Origin of the sequence: Cytobacillus sp. Hz8, from assembly GCF_042263505.1 — a bacterium.
In the GTDB taxonomy this organism is placed as follows: Bacteria; Bacillota; Bacilli; order Bacillales; family Cytobacillaceae; genus Bacillus_BE.
Genome location: NZ_JBHKFI010000009.1, coordinates 45,007 through 65,467 on the forward strand (window position 1 = coordinate 45,007; position 20,461 = coordinate 65,467).

21 protein-coding genes and 1 other annotated feature are annotated in these 20,461 nt (G+C 36.8%); of the genes, 16 read left to right on the top strand and 5 right to left on the bottom strand.

What is annotated here, in order from left to right; all coding sequences use genetic code 11:
* Positions 1-129: 129 nt before the first annotated feature.
* Positions 130-360: a binding site (T-box leader), on the top strand.
* An 84-nt stretch (positions 361-444) separates the two neighbouring features.
* Together leuS and ACE38V_RS12545 are read left to right on the top strand one after the other, a co-directional pair.
* Entirely contained in the window at positions 445-2,862 is a 2,418-nt protein-coding gene (gene leuS, locus ACE38V_RS12540; protein ID WP_375841579.1) for a leucine--tRNA ligase, read from the top strand.
* A gap of 74 nt (positions 2,863-2,936) precedes the next feature.
* Positions 2,937-3,119 carry a sporulation protein Cse60 gene (locus ACE38V_RS12545; protein WP_375841580.1) on the top strand — a complete coding sequence of 61 codons (183 nt, stop codon included), beginning with the start codon at positions 2,937-2,939 and terminating at the stop codon, positions 3,117-3,119.
* Positions 3,120-3,169: 50 nt separating this feature from the next.
* On the opposite strand, the gene ACE38V_RS12550 is transcribed toward ACE38V_RS12545, so the two are convergent.
* Complete coding sequence (locus tag ACE38V_RS12550) at positions 3,170-4,429, bottom strand: BaiN/RdsA family NAD(P)/FAD-dependent oxidoreductase (protein ID WP_375841581.1); 1,260 nt, start codon at positions 4,427-4,429, stop codon at positions 3,170-3,172.
* Between the two features lie 567 nt (positions 4,430-4,996).
* On the opposite strand from ACE38V_RS12550, the gene ACE38V_RS12555 reads away from it, so the two are divergent.
* Entirely contained in the window at positions 4,997-6,613 is a 1,617-nt protein-coding gene (locus tag ACE38V_RS12555; RefSeq protein WP_375841582.1) for a putative polysaccharide biosynthesis protein, read from the top strand.
* A 62-nt stretch (positions 6,614-6,675) separates the two neighbouring features.
* Here ACE38V_RS12555 and ACE38V_RS12560 read toward each other — a convergent pair whose 3' ends face one another.
* Positions 6,676-6,912 carry a hypothetical protein gene (locus ACE38V_RS12560; RefSeq protein WP_375841583.1) on the bottom strand — a complete coding sequence of 79 codons (237 nt, stop codon included), beginning with the start codon at positions 6,910-6,912 and terminating at the stop codon, positions 6,676-6,678.
* A 111-nt stretch (positions 6,913-7,023) separates the two neighbouring features.
* Here ACE38V_RS12560 and ACE38V_RS12565 point away from each other — a divergent pair, with 111 nt between their 5' ends.
* The gene (locus ACE38V_RS12565; protein WP_375841584.1) at positions 7,024-7,740 is read left to right on the top strand and encodes a pseudouridine synthase; all 717 of its coding nucleotides are present in this window, start codon (positions 7,024-7,026) and stop codon (positions 7,738-7,740) included.
* A 145-nt stretch (positions 7,741-7,885) separates the two neighbouring features.
* On the opposite strand, the gene ACE38V_RS12570 is transcribed toward ACE38V_RS12565, so the two are convergent.
* Positions 7,886-8,107 carry a DeoR family transcriptional regulator gene (locus ACE38V_RS12570; protein WP_375841585.1) on the bottom strand — a complete coding sequence of 74 codons (222 nt, stop codon included), beginning with the start codon at positions 8,105-8,107 and terminating at the stop codon, positions 7,886-7,888.
* A gap of 511 nt (positions 8,108-8,618) precedes the next feature.
* Between ACE38V_RS12570 and pepV the strand changes: the two genes are divergently transcribed.
* The 5 genes from pepV to ACE38V_RS12595 all read left to right on the top strand — a co-directional run bounded on the left by pepV (position 8,619) and on the right by ACE38V_RS12595 (position 14,002).
* Positions 8,619-10,031, top strand: coding sequence for a dipeptidase PepV (gene pepV, locus ACE38V_RS12575; RefSeq protein ID WP_375841586.1), 1,413 nt, complete (start codon positions 8,619-8,621; stop codon positions 10,029-10,031).
* A gap of 384 nt (positions 10,032-10,415) precedes the next feature.
* Positions 10,416-10,997 (top strand): RNA 2',3'-cyclic phosphodiesterase, encoded by a 582-nt coding sequence (gene thpR / locus ACE38V_RS12580; protein WP_375841587.1) that lies wholly within the window; start codon positions 10,416-10,418, stop codon positions 10,995-10,997.
* An 80-nt stretch (positions 10,998-11,077) separates the two neighbouring features.
* Positions 11,078-12,076: a nuclease-related domain-containing protein gene (locus tag ACE38V_RS12585; protein WP_375841588.1), complete on the top strand. Its 999-nt coding sequence runs from the start codon at positions 11,078-11,080 to the stop codon at positions 12,074-12,076.
* Between the two features lie 14 nt (positions 12,077-12,090).
* Positions 12,091-13,023: a diacylglycerol/lipid kinase family protein gene (locus ACE38V_RS12590; RefSeq protein ID WP_375841589.1), complete on the top strand. Its 933-nt coding sequence runs from the start codon at positions 12,091-12,093 to the stop codon at positions 13,021-13,023.
* A gap of 199 nt (positions 13,024-13,222) precedes the next feature.
* Entirely contained in the window at positions 13,223-14,002 is a 780-nt protein-coding gene (locus ACE38V_RS12595; RefSeq protein WP_375841590.1) for a phosphotransferase, read from the top strand.
* Here ACE38V_RS12595 and ACE38V_RS12600 read toward each other — a convergent pair.
* Positions 13,999-14,277, bottom strand: a complete 279-nt coding sequence (locus tag ACE38V_RS12600; RefSeq protein WP_375841591.1) for a YtzH-like family protein — start codon at positions 14,275-14,277, stop codon at positions 13,999-14,001. The genes ACE38V_RS12595 and ACE38V_RS12600 overlap by 4 nt on opposite strands.
* A gap of 143 nt (positions 14,278-14,420) precedes the next feature.
* On the opposite strand from ACE38V_RS12600, the gene trmB reads away from it, so the two are divergent.
* Positions 14,421-15,059 (top strand): tRNA (guanosine(46)-N7)-methyltransferase TrmB, encoded by a 639-nt coding sequence (gene trmB / locus ACE38V_RS12605; RefSeq protein ID WP_375841592.1) that lies wholly within the window; start codon positions 14,421-14,423, stop codon positions 15,057-15,059.
* 209 nt (positions 15,060-15,268) lie between these two features.
* Entirely contained in the window at positions 15,269-16,123 is an 855-nt protein-coding gene (locus ACE38V_RS12610; protein WP_375841593.1) for a YtnP family quorum-quenching lactonase, read from the top strand.
* Between the two features lie 51 nt (positions 16,124-16,174).
* On the opposite strand, the gene ACE38V_RS12615 is transcribed toward ACE38V_RS12610, so the two are convergent.
* Positions 16,175-16,486 (bottom strand): PepSY domain-containing protein, encoded by a 312-nt coding sequence (locus ACE38V_RS12615; protein WP_375841594.1) that lies wholly within the window; start codon positions 16,484-16,486, stop codon positions 16,175-16,177.
* A gap of 200 nt (positions 16,487-16,686) precedes the next feature.
* Here ACE38V_RS12615 and ACE38V_RS12620 point away from each other — a divergent pair, with 200 nt between their 5' ends.
* The 5 genes from ACE38V_RS12620 (at position 16,687) to ACE38V_RS12640 (ending at position 20,327) form a co-directional block, all read left to right on the top strand.
* Entirely contained in the window at positions 16,687-17,760 is a 1,074-nt protein-coding gene (locus tag ACE38V_RS12620) for a M42 family metallopeptidase (RefSeq protein WP_375841595.1), read from the top strand.
* Positions 17,761-17,816: 56 nt separating this feature from the next.
* Positions 17,817-18,323, top strand: coding sequence for a DUF84 family protein (locus tag ACE38V_RS12625; protein WP_375841596.1), 507 nt, complete (start codon positions 17,817-17,819; stop codon positions 18,321-18,323).
* Positions 18,324-18,427: 104 nt separating this feature from the next.
* The gene (locus tag ACE38V_RS12630) at positions 18,428-18,937 is read left to right on the top strand and encodes a hypothetical protein (protein WP_375841597.1); all 510 of its coding nucleotides are present in this window, start codon (positions 18,428-18,430) and stop codon (positions 18,935-18,937) included.
* A gap of 175 nt (positions 18,938-19,112) precedes the next feature.
* Positions 19,113-19,430: a thioredoxin family protein gene (locus ACE38V_RS12635; protein WP_375841598.1), complete on the top strand. Its 318-nt coding sequence runs from the start codon at positions 19,113-19,115 to the stop codon at positions 19,428-19,430.
* Positions 19,431-19,526: 96 nt separating this feature from the next.
* On the top strand, positions 19,527-20,327 hold the full coding sequence (locus ACE38V_RS12640) for a DUF1444 domain-containing protein (protein ID WP_375841599.1): 801 nt from the start codon (positions 19,527-19,529) through the stop codon (positions 20,325-20,327).
* Positions 20,328-20,461: the final 134 nt, after the last annotated feature.

The window sequence follows — 20,461 nt, forward strand, 5'->3', positions numbered from 1 at the left end:
TCATCGATGAGCTGGCTTTTTCTTTCAAAAAAATAGAATCGAAGAAAGTGAATAAAAGAACTTGACAACAATTTTTTGACGACTTGCATATTCAAATTAAATTTAATACAATATGACTATATTTTATAAAAAATGACTATGACGAGGAATAGTAATAGTGAAAAGCCTGTTTTAGAGAATTGACGGCTGGTGAGAGTCAATCAGGCCCATTATGAACTCACCTCTTGAGTTGCAAGTATGAACCCTAACATAGTAATGCTTGCCGTTTACCGCGTTAAGGATGAATGAAGCGAGTGACTTAAATTCGTCACTAATGTGGGTGGTACCGCGGGAGAAGATACATAAACTCTCGTCCCTATAGGGATGAGAGTTTTTTTATTTAAAAAGCTCAATAAAATGAACAAATATATTTGGCTATATTTAGAATTTAGGAGGAAAAAAACGATGAGCTTCAATCATCAAGAAATTGAAACAAAATGGCAAAAATATTGGGAAGAATCCAAAACCTTTAAAACAACAGAAGATAAAGGGAAACGTAAATTCTATGCATTAGATATGTTCCCATATCCATCTGGTGCCGGTCTTCATGTGGGGCATCCTGAGGGATATACGGCAACAGATATTTTATCAAGAATGAAACGAATGCAAGGCTATAATGTTCTTCATCCAATGGGATGGGATGCATTTGGGCTTCCTGCAGAACAATATGCATTAGATACAGGGAATGACCCAGCTGATTTCACTAAGTTAAATATTGAAACATTCCGTCGCCAAATTAAATCATTAGGTTTCTCCTATGATTGGGACAGGGAGGTCAATACAACAGACCCAGATTATTATAAATGGACGCAATGGATTTTTTTAAAGTTATTTGAAAAAGATTTAGCCTATATTGATGAAGTAGCTGTTAATTGGTGTCCAGCACTTGGCACCGTGCTTGCCAATGAAGAAGTCATTGATGGAAAAAGTGAACGCGGTGGGCATCCAGTTGAACGCCGCCCAATGAAGCAGTGGATGTTAAGAATTACTGCTTATGCGGATCGTTTATTAGAGGATCTTGAAGAGTTAGATTGGCCTGAAAGCTTAAAGGATATGCAACGAAATTGGATTGGCCGCTCTGAGGGTGCCGAGGTTACATTCCATATTGACGGATTAGACGATACATTCACAGTATTTACTACGAGACCAGATACCTTATTTGGTGCGACATACACTGTACTTGCACCAGAGCATGCCCTAGTTGAAAAAATTACAACAACAGAGCAAAAAGATGCCGTAGAAGCTTACTTAGATCAAATAAAATCTAAAAGCGATCTTGAGCGTACAGATTTAGCGAAAGAAAAAACAGGAGTCTTCACTGGAGCATTTGCGATTAATCCAGTAAACGGTGAAAAAATGCCGATTTGGATTGCTGATTATGTATTAGTAAGTTATGGAACAGGAGCTATTATGGCGGTTCCAGGTCATGATGAACGCGATCATGAATTTGCACTTAAATTTGACTTGCCAATTAAAGAGGTTGTTGCAGGTGGAGATGTCATCAAAGAAGCATATACTGGAGAAGGCCTACATGTGAACTCTGATTTCTTGAATGGATTAAATAAAGAAGAAGCGATTCAAAAAATCATATCTTGGCTCGAGGAAAAAGGTATTGGAACGAAAAAGGTGACCTATCGTCTTCGTGATTGGTTATTTAGCCGTCAAAGATATTGGGGTGAACCTATTCCAATTATTCACTGGGAAGATGGGACAATGACAGCTGCACCAGAGGAAGAGCTGCCATTAATGCTTCCAAAAACAAAAGAAATCAAGCCATCAGGTACAGGAGAATCTCCATTAGCCAATATCGAGGATTGGGTGCATGTTGTGGATCCTGTTACGGGGAAAAAAGGTCGTCGTGAAACGAATACGATGCCACAATGGGCAGGAAGCTGCTGGTATTATCTACGTTATATTGACCCGAAAAACGAGCAAGCGCTCGCTGATCTTGAAAAGTTAAAGGAATGGCTCCCTGTCGATATTTATATTGGTGGTGCAGAGCATGCGGTTCTTCACTTGTTATATGCTCGTTTCTGGCATAAATTCCTTTATGACATTGGGGCTGTGACGACAAAAGAACCATTCCAACGATTATTTAATCAAGGTATGATTCTTGGTGAAAATAATGAAAAAATGAGTAAATCAAAAGGCAATGTCGTGAATCCTGATGAAATTGTCAATACTCATGGTGCTGATACATTACGATTATATGAAATGTTCATGGGACCACTAGATGCTTCTATTGCATGGTCTACCAATGGGCTTGATGGTTCTCGCCGTTTCCTAGATCGCATTTGGCGATTATTAGTGGAAGAGGATGGAAACTTAAGTCCAAAGATTCAAGATACAGATGAAGCAAATAGTCTGGAAAAGATCTATCATCAAACTGTGAAAAAGGTGACAGAGGATTTTGAAGGACTTCGCTTTAATACCGCGATTTCGCAAATGATGGTCTTTATTAATGAAGCCTATAAAGCAACTATACTTCCTAAATCCTATATTGAAGGATTTGTTAAAATGCTATCTCCAATTTGCCCTCATGTAGCAGAAGAATTATGGGAGAAGCTTGGGTATAGTGGAACTGTTTCTTATCAAGCATGGCCAGCCTATGATGAAGCGAAGCTAGTCGATAATGAAGTGGAAATCGTTGTTCAGATTAATGGAAAAGTAAAAGCCAAAATGATGGTTCCAACCGGTATGAAAAAGGAAGAATTAGAGCAATTAGCGATGGATGATCATAAGGTCAAAGAACAGATTGATGGGAAAACGATTCGTAAGGTGATTGCTGTACCAGGTAAACTTGTTAATATTGTGGCAAACTAAAAAAATTATCCCTTTCCTGAATAAAATCCTTCCATTTTGGGTAGGAATGTGAAAAAGAGAGGGAGAGGGAAAAAATGATTCAAGTAAAACTGTTCGACCAAGAGCACGAAAAAGACCTTGAAATCGAAATGAATCGTTTTTTAGAGACGATCGAAGAGAAAAAGCTATTAGATATTAAATATAATATTGCAGCAATGCAGGAAGATGAAGATGATCAAATTTATTGTTTTTCTGCTATGATCATTTATAGAGCTTGATTCGGTTTGATGGAATCAAGCTCTTTTTTATGATGAAGCATGGCTTAGGATCATTCATGTAAAGCATATTTCGCTGCATTTATCCCTGCAAGTCTGCCGGTTACAAGAGCAGAGGTAATGTTGTAACCACCTGTATAGCCATGGATGTCTAAGATTTCTCCACAGAAATATAAGCCGTTCATGAATTTAGAAGCCATTGTTTGTGGCTCTATTTCCTTCACAGAAACACCTCCACCTGTTACAAATGCTTTCTCTAAAGGCAATGTACCATTTACTTGAAATTGAAATTGTTTGCATAAATGAACAAATCCCCTGATTTTTTCATTGGAAAGGTTGGCTCCGATCGTGAGCGGATCCATTTCGCTTTTTTCAAAGAGAAATAGAAGATAACGTTCAGGAAGCAACCCTTTAAAAATATTTTTAATGCTCTTTTTTGGTTCTGTCTTGACCATTTTTAAGACTTCCTGAAAAAGCTCGTCTTCTTTTTTGGAAGGAATCGCATCAATATTCATGGTTACATTTGCTATATTCCATTTTTTCATCGCTTTCACGACAAATTGACTGCAGCGTAAGACGGCTGGACCGCTTATGCCAAAATGGGTAAAAAGCATATCCATTTGATGAGTGATTAAGGGTTTTCCTTTTGGATTTAGTACACTTAAATTGATATCCCTTAAAGATAACCCCTGCAATATTTTATTGTGGATGAACGGTTCATTTGAAGTAAGCGGCACTTCAGTAGGGAATAAATCTGTGATCATATGTCCAGCTTTTTGGGCCCAAGCATATCCATCTCCTGTGGATCCGGTATGGGGAACCGATTTTCCACCAACGGCAATAACGACGGCATGACTTTTAAAACTTTGACCATTTTGTAGTTTGACTGTTATATGGCTATCATAATCAATATCCATAACTGGAGCGTTTGTCATCAATTTCACCTGTAGCTCTTTTATTCGATTGATGAGTGCATCAATGACTGATTGAGCCTTATTGGAAACAGGGAACATCCGGCCATGATCTTCTTCCTTCAACTTGATTCCGAGATTTTCAAAAAATGTAATAATATCTTCATTGTTAAAGATGGAAAAGGCGCTATAGAGGAATCGACCATTCCCTGGAATATGCTTGACTATTTCATCAATCGGCAATCGATTGGTTACATTGCAGCGACCACCTCCTGAAATAGCTAGCTTCCGTCCTAGCTTGTCTCCTTTATCGATAAGAAGCACTTTTGCTCCTTGCTCACCAGCTGCGATGGAAGCCATTAATCCTGCAGGGCCACCACCGATAACAATCACATCAAACATAGATTCACCAACTTCATATTTTTCATTACTAAACGTGTTCAATTATTATAAAACAAATGCAAGCCGATAAAAAGTTTATTGATCCTTTATTTGAAGGTAATATTCTCAAATATTGCAGTTTATTAAAAAAATTCTTACGTTTGAATACACGTAAACTCCTAAGGGATTTGCGAGAAAAGAAAAATCCATTAGGAGCGTACGCGACCTGAGGGAGGTTCGCTGCATGCTAGCAGAAAGTGAAGTTATTCAGATTTGGATTTTGATAAGCCATAGTAAAATAGCTTATTTGAAAATCCAATATAAAGAAATTCTTCTTTAAGTCAAACTGGCGAATTGGAGGAAAGAAGGGTAAACTACAAATAGTGTGTATCAAAAACATGTAGAAAATAGTTCACAGATTTTGTATAAATATCTATGTTAAAATGTTTATTTGAAATGCTATTTTATGAATAATTATGATAAAGATTTCAGATGAGATGATGGTAGCATTATTCTTTTCTGATAAAGTTTTTGGTACTTTAAGCATAAAGTGTTTACTTTATGCATTTTAGGTTAGGAAGGGATTTTATGTCATCGAAGCTTTTGAGAGGAACTTTCATTCTAACATTGGGGACTTTTTTATCAAAATTTCTCGGGCTCTTTTATGTCATACCTTTTTATGCAATTGTCGGTAAGCATGGGACCGTATTATATCAATATTCATATGTCCCATATACGATATTTATCAGTATTGCGACAGCTGGTGTACCGCTAGCGGTATCGAAATTTATCTCGAAATACAATGCAATGGGAGAATATGCTGTAGGACGTAAGCTATTTAAATCAGGGCTGATTATAATGATGATCAGCGGGATTGTTTCATTTTTAATCCTTTATTTTGCAGCACCAATCCTTGCAGGGATGACGATTAATGATAAGGATTTAACCTCAAGTGTGGATGATGTGGCAACCGTGATTCGTGCCGTCAGTTTCGCTTTGATTATCATTCCGTTCATGAGTTTAATTCGCGGTTTCTTCCAAGGACATCAATCAATGGGACCTTCCGCAGTCTCGCAGGTGATTGAGCAGCTTGTTCGAATCATCTTCCTGCTTGCAGGAGCTTTCATTGTCTTAAAGGTGATGAAGGGAAGTCTAATTTCTGCTGTAAGTGTTGCAACATTTGCTGCTTTTATCGGAGGAATTGGAAGTCTTGCTGTCCTTATTTGGTATTGGTATAAGCGGAAACCATATCTCGATGAACTTTTACTTGAGAATCATGGCGACATGGAGATCTCTCTTCGTGAAATGTATAAGGAAATTATTCTTTATGCAGCACCTTTTGTGCTGGTGGGAATCGCCAATCCATTATTCCAATTTATCGATCAGCTCACCTTTAATAGAGCGATGGTAGAGATTGGTTTAGAGAAGCTGTCAGAGGATGCTCTGTCTATTCTAAATTATCAATCACATAAGCTAGTGATCATTCCGGTATCTTTAGCAACGGCCTTTTCATTAACACTTGTTCCAAGTGTAACAAAATCCTTTATTGCTGGGGAATTTAAAGAGTTAAATCGTCAATTAAATCAAACTTTTCAGGTCATGTTATTTCTAACTTTACCGGCTTCCATTGGATTATCTATGCTAGCTGAACCTATTTATACCGCTTTCTATGGATATGACCCAATGGGGGGAGTGGTTCTTGGGCATTATGCCCCTGTTGCTATATTATTTTCACTTTACTCTGTTACAGCAGCCATTCTTCAAGGAATTAATGAACAGAGATTTACGATATTAAGCTTATTAGTTGGCATTCTGCTTAAATTGAGTTTGAATATCCCTTTAATCAAATTATTTCAGACAGATGGAGCGATTATGGCCACTTCTACAGGATATTTAGCTGCTATCATCATTAACTTGATTGTGATTAAAATATTCTCGAAATACCAATTTCGCTTGGTTTGGAGAAGAAGCCTGCTTATTATTATTTTTACGGCTATTATGTATGCCTTGGTTAAAGCGGTTTATATTATTCTTACCATGTTTTTATCATCTGAATTGCGGATGCAGTCCCTGATTATTATTGGTACTTGCGCAGCGGTCGGAGTCTTGGTTTACTTTTACTTAGGGTATAAGACGAAATTGATTAATTTCTTATTCGGTGAAAGAGCAGATCGGTTAAAGAAGAAGTTAAGAATATTTGGTTAAACTAGAAAAGTCTGTTGATATAAAAAGGAGGCCCTGAAGAATCAGACAGCCTCCTTCTTTTGTTAATATTGTGCGTATTCATCCCTAATTCCTAATCGTCTTTCAATACGATCCAATCTCCTGTTAATACGGTCAACTTGATTGTCTAAACGCTCTACACGACGATCAAGCTGATCTAAACGTCGATTGATATTTCCAAATCCCCCTCCTGGGAAGACACCACCAGGAAAGCTTTGTGTTCTTGGATCAGCAGGCGGATAAAATTCATATCCTTGTTGTTGTTGTTGAGGGTAATACATCACACCATCTCCTTAGCATTTTTCTAAACCATGTTAGCAGTCTATGCTCTTTTAAAACTTAGGTAACGGATATTCGCCCAGTTTTTTGTGAAAATGGAGGAAATAAAAAATATGAGAATTGATAAAATGCTTGCCAATCTAGGCTTTGGAAGTAGGAAGGAAGTTAAAAAGCTTTTAAAGGATGGTCAGATTATGGTAAATGATATGGCCATCAAGGATGCAAAACAGCATGTTAACCCGCAGATAGATGTGGTGATGGTAAACGGAGAGATCGTTGAATATAAAGAGTTTATTTATTTAATGATGAATAAACCTCCTGGAGTAATCTCAGCAACAGAGGATATGGAGATGGAAACGGTTATTGATTTATTAGAAGAAGAGGATCGAGTCTTTGCGCCTTTTCCTGTGGGTAGACTAGATAAAGATACGGAAGGGCTTTTATTATTAACCAATGATGGTCAGCTTGCCCATCGCTTGCTTTCGCCCAAAAAACATGTTCCCAAAACCTATTTTGCTATTATTGATGGAGTTGTGACAGATCAGGATATTTCAAGTTTTAAAGCAGGAGTTGTATTGGAAGACGGATATGTAACAAAGGCAGGCGAATTAACTATTCTCCATTCAGGGATTCGTTCAGAGATTGAATTAACCATCACGGAAGGAAAATTTCATCAAGTGAAACGAATGTTTGAGGCGGTTGGAAAACGGGTGATTTACTTAAAAAGACTATCAATGGGGCCTTGCGTTTTAGATGAGGATTTAGAGCTTGGAGAATATCGAGAGTTGACGGAAGAAGAAATACAACTGCTACGGGATTATGAAAAATAAATAAAAAGAGATGTTCTCTCAAAAAAGGGTTCTCATTTTGACAATGTGAAAAAGATTTTGGTTCAGAATGAACGATCATTTGTTTCTAATGTTACCCTAACTTTGAGAGCCATCTCAATAAGGAAAATTGTATTTATTGCTATTCTTAAGATGATATTTTCACTTTCTTCTCTGTTGTTGTCCATTTTCCCCTGCTAGGGCTTTCCACTAGGTCATTATACGCTAGAACATTCAAATCCCTTTGAATCGTACGAGGGGTAATACCAAATTCATCTACAAGCTCCTGAGTTGTAACGGTACCATGCTTACTAATAAACATGTAGACTGATTTAATACGGTTTAACATCCGGTTAGTCGAAGGTTTCAAAAAACCACTCCCTATCCATTTTTCAAACCTGGGGCAAAATCCAGCAACGACAGCTTCATGAAGATATAGAATTATGTAATTTTCTTTTCCCCAGACAACCCCTTTTTTTAAAATCGTCTAAGAATTCTAGATGTTTCACTACACTATTATTGTAGCTTTATTTGCAAAAAATTTCTAGACCTTCGTACTGATTTAGTCGAAATTTATTCCAACAGTGGATCGATGAAAACCACCTCCTATAGTTGTTGTACTATACAATAATGAATAGGACAAGGAAATTATGATAAAAAATTCATTTTTTGGAATTTTTCAACTATGATAAGTATATCGGATTGCATAGGGCAATCGCTTGCAAAATCAGGATTAAATCGATATTCTCAAAATTAGGAGAAGCGCTCGCTATTTTGATTTTTACGGGTAATAAGGCTTCACTGAAGAAAATTCCTCATTACGCTTCTTAATGGGTATAAGGGATAATTTACAGAATGAATACATACAAATGAGGAGGATTATGATGAGCATTGATTGGATGCAAGAAGTAGATTCAAGAAAGGAATCCTTAATAGAGGATGCAAAAAAACTCTTAAAAATTAAAAGTGTTCTAAATGAAGAACATATGACGCCTGAAGCTCCCCTCGGAAAAGGAGTTAAGGAAGCTTTAGACTTTATGTTAAAGCTTGGAGAGAAGGATGGTTTTACGGCTAAAAATGTAGGCAACTTAGCTGGACATTTAGAGTTTGGACATGGAGAAGAATTAATCGGGATTTTGTGTCATGTAGATGTGGTTCCAGAAGGTGATGGCTGGACGAGCGATCCATATGAAGCGGAAATTCGTGAGGGGAAAATCTATGCCCGTGGTGCTATTGATGATAAGGGACCAACAATGGCTGCTTATTATGCCATGAAAATCGTGAAAGAGCTTGGCTTACCATTAAATAAACGCGTGCGAATGATTATTGGAACGGATGAAGAAAGTGATTGGCGTTGTGTTGATCATTACTTCGAAAATGAAGAAATGCCAACAATGGGGTTTGCACCAGATGCGGATTTTCCTATTATCTTTGCTGAAAAAGGAATTTCAGATTTTGATCTTGTGCAAACAAAAAACGATCGGTTGGATCATGAGGGAAAAACAAAAGTAATCAGCTTTTCATCAGGACTTAGATATAATATGGTCCCGGATTTTGCTAAGGCAACTATTGCTAGTGACGATCTTGATGCAGTGAAACAAAAATTTGAAAACTTCCTTCAAGAAAAAGCAGTGAAGGGTCAAGCTCAATTAGATAATGGCGAAATCAATCTGGAAGTAGAAGGAAAATCAGCTCACGGTATGGAACCAGAACATGGAGTGAACGCTGGCTTCATTTTAGCTGATTTTATCACAACTCTTGCGATTGATGTTCAGGCCGAAAAGTATTTTGAATTTATTTCAAAGTATTTTTTAGGGGACTCAAGAGGAAAACGCTTAGGTGTTGCCTATGCAGATGATATTACTGGGGATTTAACCATTAATGTTGGAAAAATGAGATATGAGCAAGAAACAGGTGGTACTTTAGGATTGAATTTACGCTACCCAGTTACAAATGAAATGGATGAAACAAAAAAGAAAATTGAAAGTGCGATTGAAAAAGATGGCTTCAGATTAGAGAACTATTCGGATTCAAAACCGCACCATGTTGATGAAAAGGAATTTCTTATTCAAACATTAAAGAAGGTATACGAGGAACAAACGGGGGAAAAAGCGGAGTTGATTTCTATTGGAGGAGGCACTTATGCACGTGCCTTAAAAACGGCTGTTGCATTTGGTCCGCTTTTTCCAGGACGTCCTGATGTCGCTCACCAAAAGGATGAATATATGGACATCGAAGACCTCTATAAGGCAACCGCGATATACGCGCAAGCAATTTATGAATTAGCAAAATAATTGGGGAAAGTCCATTTTTATAGTTGCTATTTTGTTATTATTATTCATGCCACAGTCCTTGGTACTGTGGCATTTTTGTATCCATTTTGAGAAATGCACGTCTAGTGTATTTTTTGAAAGATGATATATTTGGAAAAGATACTTACAAGGGGGAAACGGGAAAATTCAAGAGTGCATTTAAAGTAAAAAAGAAGAAAGTAGTAAAAAGTTTTTATCAGAATTGGTCAAATGGACAAAATATCAATAAGTTGAAAGCACTATGACTAAAGCGAATATTCGATGAAGAAATTTGTACTTCTCGTTCATCAACATGGATTTGGGCTCTATTTTTTATTAGGAAATTAATTTTGAATTTGATAAAATAATGGAAATGGAGGATTGTTGATGGAGAACAGACAACATTATTTTTTTGCCATTCGTCTACCTTTGGAAATAAAACAAAAATTATCTTTAATGTGTCAGAGAATAATTGAGCCATTTCCTTTTAAAAGGTGGGTACATGAGCAGGACTATCATATTACGTTAGCTTTTTTGGGTGGAGCGCCTCAAGAAACTTTGGATAGAGCGAAAGAGAATGTGGCCTCTAAGTTGCATAGCCACACTTCATTTCCCTTAGCGATTAATCATTTAGGGGTATTCGGTAAGAAGGATGCACCGAGAATTTTTTTGGCTGGACTAGATAAAGAACAAAGGCTGGATGATTTAAGAGCGGATGTTTATAAAGCATGTACGGAAGCAGGATTTTCATTAGAGACAAGACCCTTTAACCCCCATATCACTCTTGCTCGAAAATGGGGAGGGGAAACTCCCTTTGAACCTGAGAGGCTAATTCAACTGCAGCAAGATCGGCTGAGTCGAGTAGAATGCGAAATAAAGGAGGTTGTCCTTTATCAAACAAATCTTAATCAAACTCCAAAATATGAAGCTATTTCGCTTTATAAATTAAAAGAACCATCCATTTTTTGATATTTCAGTTTGTACAATTGTAAATATTGTTTCCACTGAATGACAAAGAGAACAAGAAAAAAAGAGTGGGGCAAAGAATAATGGGACAATTAATTAAATTACAAGATTATGTTTCACGTTATGAACAAAATATATTTCTATATCCGGCAAGGTATGTTCGATTAAAGAAACAGCATTGGGAAAAGGTTGTTTTTGCTTGGGAGAACCATGAAGGAGAGTTTAGCGAACAACAAGATGATACATCTGCACTCGACTGGTTCGAAGAGGACAGTCCGACCTTTTTTGAAAAGATCAAGGGAGCTTTAAAGATTAGAAAAAGACACGAAGCTAATAAAGAGGAAGTGGAATTGGAAGGAGATGATGGACTTCAGGAAGAGGAATCAGCCGTCCTATTTCAACCAATCTTTGCCGTTCGTCCACAAACAAAATTAGAATTGAAGCAGCAATTTCTTGACCAGCTGATTCGCTTCCAGCTAAAGTGGGCGAGTTCTACCTTAATGGAGAAATCCTATGTGGACAATAGCTATTTATTTGATCGGAAATTAGCCTATTTTCTTCAGCGGTTTCCAGATACCTATCTAATTATGTATCGCCCGATTTTTCTATTAAAAAAAGCGCCTGTTGAAGTGGAAAGTATCATGATAACACCGACAGAAGTTCTTTGTATCACGTTTTTAGAGGAAGAAGATCAAGCGGTCTATATTGGCTCCAAGGAACGATTCTGGATGAAAAGAGTTCAAAACCAAGAGAAAAAAATATTAAATCCTTTACTTGCCTTAAATCGTACCCATAAAATCGTCCAAACCTTATTCAAAAAATACGATATAGAATTACCGATTCATCAGGTAATGATTAGTAGAAATGGTTATATAGATTACCCTTCTGCCCCATATGGGACGTTTTTAGTAGAAAAAAGAAATTATGAGGAATGGTTTCAAAGTTTAAGAAACAATCGCTCCCCATTAAAGCATGTGCAATTAAAAGCAGCTAAGGCTTTATTGCAATTTTGCCAAACGTCCAGCTTTAAAAGACATGAATGGGAATCTGAAGATGAAAGTAATCAGGATGATTTAATTTAAAAAGGATGGATTAAATGGTAAGACTGGATTTTATTATTAACCCACAGGCTGGTAATGGAAAAGGGCAAAAAGTTTGGCAGATGGTCGAAAAGGAGTTACAGGCGAAGAATATCTCCTATACCGCTCAATTAAGTCAATATAGAGGTCATGTGAAGGAAATCGCTGCATCTTTATTTAAAGGAAGAACGGAGACCCTTAATATAGTGGTGATTGGCGGGGACGGAACCCTGAATGAAGCTATCAATAGTATTTCAAATGAGGAACGTGTGCGCTTAGGTTTTATTCCCGGCGGTTCAGGGAACGATTTTTCTAGAGGATTCGGGATTCCAAAGAATCCGCTTAAAGCACTAGAGACTATCATCGATTCCCTTCCTGCAAAAGGGAGGCAAGTTGATGTCGGATTTATTGTTAATGAAAATGAAGAAAAAATATTTTTTATCAATAATATGGGTGTAGGATTTGATGCCTTAATTTGCAAAGAGGCTGAAGTGTCAAGGGTAAAAAAATGGTTAAATCGCGTATCATTAGGGAATTTTGTTTATGCAATCATTTTATTAAGAAGTTTATTTACATTTCAATGTACAAAAGTTCAAATAACGATTGATGGAATTGTTCATGAATTTCATTCAACATGGTTTGTGACGATCGCGAATCAGCCCTATTATGGAGGGGGAATGAAAATATCTCCCGATGCGAATGCATCAGATGGACTTCTCAATATAACGATTGTTCATGATCTTTCCAAACTAAAGCTATTACTTGTATCGATCAGTGTTTTTTGGGGAGGGCATGTGCGCTTTAAAGAGGTTCATAGTTTTGTAGGAAGAGAGATTTCCATTCAAACGGCATCCCCCCTTCTTATCCATGTGGATGGTGAGCTTGCAGGAAGTACACCTGTAAAGGTTAAGGTTCGACAAAAGGCCATTCCTATTATTCTAAACGATTAAAAGAAAGATAGAATGAAACCATCTATTTCTACATAAATTATGGTAATATGGAGAGGTACTTGACGAAAAAAGTGAGTAAAGGATAAAATCTATAAAGATAGCTATTGAAAAATATGTTTTAATAGCTGTCTTTTTTATTCTAACCATAATAGATTAAATAATAGATAATGTTAATTCGTATTAATTGAAGGTGAACATTTTGGAACACATACTTGGACAAGAATGGGAGATTGTCCCAGCCGGAGGGGCAACCGGAGAAGCATTTTTGGCTCAACATGACAAACAACGGCTATTCTTAAAGAGAAACTCCTCTCCATTTCTTGCGGTACTATCAGCAGAAGGAATTGTCCCAAAGCTTGTTTGGACAAAAAGAATGGAAAATGGCGATGTCATTTCTGCTCAACAATGGTTAGAAGGTAGGGAACTAAAGCCTCATGAAATGAAACAGCAAATTATTGCGAAACTATTGGGAAAAATTCATCGTTCTGGACCATTATTAAGAATGCTTAAGAGGTTGGGGAAATCACCACTTAGTCCGAATCAGCTTCTTCAAAGTATTGAAGAAGAGCTTGCCCCTGAATTAAAAGAACGGCCATTGATCAATAAGTCATTATCATTTTTACAAGCGGAGCTCCAAAATGTTCAATATAAAGAGAAAGTGGTTTGTCATTGTGATGTCAATCATAACAACTGGTTGCTTACTGAAAACAACCAGTTGTATCTCATTGATTGGGACGGTGCGATGATTGGTGATCCGGCTATTGATTTAGGGATGCTCTTATATTGTTATATTCCTCGTGAAGAATGGGATGCCTGGATCAAAATTTATGGGTTAGAGTTATCCGAACATTTATTATTACGAATGAAATGGTATGTGCTAGAACAAACTTTGACTTCCGTTCAATGGTATCATACAAAATTGCGATTTCAGGAAATGGAGAATCGCGTTCATTATTTGGAAGAAATTTTTAAGTTTTAGGAATATTGGTCAATGTCATTGACCCATTGTGAAAGTTGATCTTTATGGAGCTCAATATGCTCATCTAAATTAGATGCATTGATTCCATTATGACTATAATCATAAACCTGCTCTAACGTGTTTTTTACATTGCTGTGAACATTTGAATTGGCCATAAGCGATTTGATTAACCGTTCAAGCTGTTCACACTCAGAAACCGAGCCACAGCAATCCATTTGATGATTGCTAAGAATGTCTTTTAATAAATTGACTTGGTCAGTATGACTGATTGGCATGGATTCACTACCTTTCTTATTAGAAGGAATTCACCTTTATGATGTGAATTCCTTTCCTTGTTTATACGAAAAAAATCCTAGTTGCAACAATTCATGTTGCATGCTATGGTTTGAACGATATTATTTTTTAGGGGTGTCAAAAAATGCGACAAAGAAATAAACCTGGAGCGAAAGATAAATTACAGCAATACCCGCAATATGTTATCCAATCGCAAGAAACATATAAAGGGAAATGGCAGGAAGCCTTTCCAGTAGCTCAACCGCTTCATATTGAAATTGGGACAGGTAAAGGACGTTTTATTACTCAAATGGCAAAAATGAATCCCCATATTAATTATATTGGGATTGAATTATCCATTAGCGTTATTGCTACGGCATTGGATCGTTTGATTGAAGCAGATCTTCCAAATGTGAAATTAATGAATGTGAATGCTATGGATTTGCGAAGTTATTTTGAAAAAGGGGATGTGGACCGCATCTACTTGAATTTTTCCGATCCATGGCCAAAGAAACGTCATGAAAAACGCCGGTTAACTTATAAAACATTTTTAGATGTTTATAAAGATATCCTCATCGAGCAAGGTGAAATTCATTTTAAAACTGATAATCAAGGACTTTTTGAATATTCATTAAAGAGTTTTTCGGAATATGGGTTACAGCTAATTTTTGTAAGCCTTGATTTGCATAACAGTGATTTCGAAGAAAATATCATGACGGAATACGAAGAGAAATTTTCATCAAAAGGAAACCGCATTTATCGATGTGAGGTTCGATATAAATAGGGCTTATTCTTTAGCTCTATTTTTTTATGCCTTAAGTATTAATTGGCTGCGGTGATGAAAGTTGATGTAATGGATAATTTTAGGAATAAACTATAATTCTGCCTGATGGCTCGCCAATCGACGAGTTTTCTTTATATGTTTTTTTAGAAGATTACTAATTTTTATCAGTCATGTTAAAATAAGGAATATAAAGATAGGAGGGATTGAAGATGGAGAAATTGTCCTTAACCAATATAAGGTTAACATGGTTAAAGGGAGGAGTCACAAATCTCGATGGAGGAGCCATGTTTGGTGTCGTACCAAAGCCACTGTGGTCGAAGAAATATCCTTTTAATGAAAAAAACCAAATTGAATTAAGAACAGATCCAATCCTAATTGAATGGGAGGGAAAGAATTTTCTCATAGATTCTGGCATAGGAAATGGAAAGTTAGATGGAAAGCAAAAAAGAAACTTTGGGGTGACAGAAGAATCTGAAATAGAAGCTTCTCTTCAAGAGCTTGGTTTATCATGTGAACAAATTGATTTTGTGTTAATGACCCATTTGCATTTTGATCATGCGTGTGGTTTAACAAATATAGTGGATGGGGAATACAGCTCTGCTTTTCCTAATGCCAAAATTATCACTTCACAAATCGAATGGGATGAAATGAGAGAACCCAATATTCGCTCACGAAGTACATACTGGAAGGAAAATTGGGAAGCCATCCAAACTCAGGTAGAAACTTTTTCAAATGAGTGGGAAATGGGACCGATTAAAATGATTCATACTGGTGGACATAGCGATGGGCATGCCATTATTCTCATAAAAGATGAGGATGATTTTGTGATTCATATGGCAGATATTATGCCGACTCATGCCCATCAAAATGTATTATGGGTCATGGCTTATGATGATTATCCAATGAATTCCATATGGGCAAAACAAAAATGGACGGAATATGGATTAAAGCACAATGCTTGGTTTACCTTTTATCACGACGCTATCTATCGTGCGGTGAAATGGGATGATGAAAATAAAATTAGTGAAAAGATCAAAAGGAATCTAGCTGGTGCTGAAAGTTAAGATTGGATGAGAAAAGGTTATTTTCTATGAAGAGAAATAACCTTTTTTCGTTCAAAGTTTCTGAACATCAATAATCGTGCCTGTTAACGCGTCAGAAATAAATTCATATTGTTCATTAATGCCTTCTATTTCTCTTGTAATGCCCCCTTTATAGACCTTATATGCTAATACTCCTTTTTCATAAGGTTCGACGGTCATATTAATCCAAGAGCCATTAATGGATCCGTGTTCCTTAAATGATTTTTTCGCATTTTCCAATACTTTTTCTGGAGAGATAAATGTTTTTTTGGATATGAGTTCACTTGTCACATATCCACCAACAATACCTGCTCCAATTCCTAATAAAAAGGTTTTCCAGTTCATATGTAGCACCTCCATTTGGAATCATCACGACAAAAAAAGTCTTCCCTTTATATGATCATAGATCCATCATAGCAAATATTTCAAATTTAATTAAGATATGATGAATAGTATAAACTGTTATAGTGGAATGCCAAAAGGAAGTTCTGTAAAATATTCATATACATATTTATGTTAAAAATAAAATTAAGAGGGGCATCGTCATGAATGAAAAAACGTTAGAGCTTTTTAAAACATTAACAGAGTTACCAGGGGCATCTGGAAATGAACATCTAGTTCGTCAATTCATGCGCACGGAGCTTGCCAAATATTCCGATGAAATGGTTCAAGATCATTTAGGAAGTATTTTCGGAGTGAAAAGAGGCGATGAAAAGGGACCAACCATTATGGCTGCGGGGCATATGGATGAAGTTGGTTTTATGGTCACCTCTATTACGAAAAACGGGATGATTCGTTTTCAAACACTTGGTGGTTGGTGGAGTCAGGTGTTACTTGCCCAAAGAGTGCAAATTATCACGAATCATGGACCGGTTGTTGGAGTGATTGGTTCAATTCCCCCACATCTTTTAGAGGAAAGCCAAAAAAATAAACCAATGGATATCAAAAATATGCAGATTGATATCGGGGCTGATGATAAAGAAGATGCAGAAAGAATCGGGATTAAGCCAGGACAATCCATTTTACCAATTTGCCCATTTACCGTCATGGCAAATGAGAAAAAGATTATGGCAAAAGCTTGGGATAACCGCTATGGTTGCGGATTAGCGATTGAATTATTAGAAGAATTGAAAGGTGAAAAATTGCCGAACATCCTTTATTCTGGGGCAACAGTTCAAGAGGAAGTCGGCCTTAGAGGTGCTCAAACAGCAGCTAATATGATTAAGCCGGATCTCTTTTTTGCTTTAGATGCAAGCCCTGCAAATGATATGACAGGAGATAAAAATGAGTTTGGTCACATTGGAAAAGGGGTTCTCCTTCGTATTTTGGATCGGTCCATGGTGACCCACCGCGGAATGAGAGAATTTGTACTAGATACAGCAGAAACTCATCATATTCCATATCAATATTTTGTATCACAAGGGGGCACAGATGCAGGAAAAGTCCACCTTGCTAATGAAGGAATACCAAGTGCTGTTATCGGAATATGCTCTCGATATATCCATACCCATGCTTCCATCATCCATGTAGATGATTATTTGGCAGCCAAGGAATTATTGGTGAAGTTAGTTAAAGCTTGTGATCGAACCACAGTTAATACTATTCTTGAAAATAGTTAATTTTCACTAAGGAGGCATCTATCGGGGAGGCCTCCTTTTTATAAGGAGAGTTGTCAATGAAAGTGGTAATTGGAACTAAAAATCCCGCAAAGGTGAAAGCGGTAGAAGAAGCATTTTCTCATTATCCATGTACGCTTAATTCTATTGATGTATCATCAGGTGTAAGCCCTCAACCTTTTTCTGATGAGGAAACCATTCAAGGGGCCTTGAATCGTGCAGAAGGGGCCTTAAATCTTGGTCAAGGGGACATTGGAATCGGACTTGAAGGTGGGGTTCACAAAACGGAACATGGATTATTTTTATGTAATTGGGGGGCTCTTGCTGTAAAAGGCAGATCGCCTATTATTGCTGGTGGGGCAAGAATTCTTTTACCTGAGGAGATTGCTGGTGAATTATATAAAGGCAATGAACTGGGGCCGGTGATGGAAGGATATGTGAATATAAAAAATGTAAGGAAAAAAGAAGGGGCAATTGGAATTTTCACCAATGGTGTTGTAAGCCGTGCAGAAATGTTTCTTCATGTCATGAATCTGCTAGTGGGTCAGTATGAATACCAAAGATAATTGTGCCCGTAAAACAGTGGCTCTAAAAAGAGACTTGTCATCATATTAGGTGAAAGTTTATCATTATATTGGAGTTATTAGCTACTGAGCAAGGAGGAAAAGAAATGGTTCAACAAATGAAGGCAGCCCTGCTTATCATCATTGCCGTTTTTTTACTTAGCGCATGTACGACTTCATTTAAAGAGGAACAGAAGAAAATTATCTCGTCAGTTGAAACAGCTATGAAAAAGAAACCAAGTAAGTCCAATACTCAGAATGAGGTCATTCAATATAAGCTTCCGCTAGGCTTTGAAATAAAGAAAGAAACTCCTAATAATATTATTCTACATAATGGTTCAAAAACGTATATTCTCTTTTATAATCAACATGAGAATTCATTAAGTCAGGTTGTTTTTCAATCGACATTACAGCACAAAAAGGAATATGATGTGAAGCAAACATTTAAAGAAAAGGACAAGTTTGGATACCTTCTCATTGAGAAGCTTTCGGATAAGAAAAACGAGATGACCGTTGGCATCGGTGGAGTCAAAATGACAACTGAAGCCAAAACAGACATCCTTGCTTCCGAGGCTACTACCATGGTTGATATTGTGAATTCCGTTTCCGTAAAATAATTCCGAAGACCGTTTTTCTTCGGTTTTTTTCTGAAAAAAAATGGAGAATCTAATGGAGAGTTAAATTGATTTCACAAGCGATGCATTTCATTAGACCTACAGGGATATGTTTGATAGTATCAGATTATAAGAAATGGAAGAAAAATATGTATATTTGCAAAGGAGGAAGTTCAAAATGAAAGACCTTGAGTCCTTTGAACAATTTGAACAGTTAAAGAATAACGGTAAACATATTTTTATGTTTTCAGCTGGCTGGTGTCCAGATTGCCGTGTGATAGAACCAGTTTTACCGGAAATTGAAGCAAAATATTCGGACTATACCTTTATTCATATAGATCGTGATGATTATATTGATTTATGTCAGCAGCTTGACATATTTGGGATTCCAAGTTTTGTCGCGTTTGAAGATGGGAAAGAGCTCGGTAGATTTGTTAGCAAGGATCGCAAAACTCAAGAAGAAATTGAAAATTTTATTGATGGATTAAAGGGTTAAGAAAAATATGAATGGAATCCAACGAATTGATCGTTTAGGCTGGCTCATTTTTAGGGAGTCAGCCTTCCATTTGTAAATAGAAAGGGGGAAAGAACGATGAAGATGGATAGTCAAAGAATGAAGAAGGAACTTGAAGCCAGGCTTCTTCAAGATAATCGAACGTTTTCATATGATCGAAAAAAAGAACAATTACGGATTGAAAATAGAGAAACGAACAAAGGGATTACGATCTCTTTACCTGAGCTCGTTGGAAAGTGGCAGGACAAAAAAGATAGGGCTATTGATGAAGTGGTTTATTATGTTGAACAGGGACTTCAAGCGATGGAAAATGAAGTCGAATTAACAGGTCAGGAAAAAAGGATTTATCCAGTTATCCGCTCCACATCCTTTCCCATTGAAAAGTCTGAAGGAGTGCCTTTTATTGTTGATGAGCATACAGCAGAAACGAGAATCTATTATGCAGTCGATCAAGGAAAAACCTATCGACTCATTGATGAAAGCTTGCTGAAAGCTGAAGGGTGGAATCATCAGCAAATTCGCGAAATGGCCATGTTTAATGTACGCTCTTTATCCACAAAGGTAAAGTCTGATCGGGTTGCAGAGAATACCTTTTACTTTTTAAGTACAAATGATGGCTATGATGCAAGCAGAATATTAAATGATTCATTTCTCAAGGAAATGTCGCAAAAAATCACTGGGACAATGGCAGTTGCGGTTCCTCATCAAGACGTGCTAATTATTGCGGATATAAAGAATGACACGGGATATGATGTATTGGCACAAATGACAATGAGCTTTTTTGCAAATGGTCATGTACCGATTACAGCTCTTTCTTTTTTATATCAAAATGGAGAACTCGAACCAATATTTATTTTAGGTAAGAATAAAAAAAGGTAGTTGATCCTATATATGGATAATTGATAAGCCACATCATGTGTGGCTTTTTCCCATTTTCTCCCCTCTCCTGATTAAATTGGCTTATTCTTTTATTTTAACTCGAAATTTTTCAAATTACTGTTAAAATAGGTATG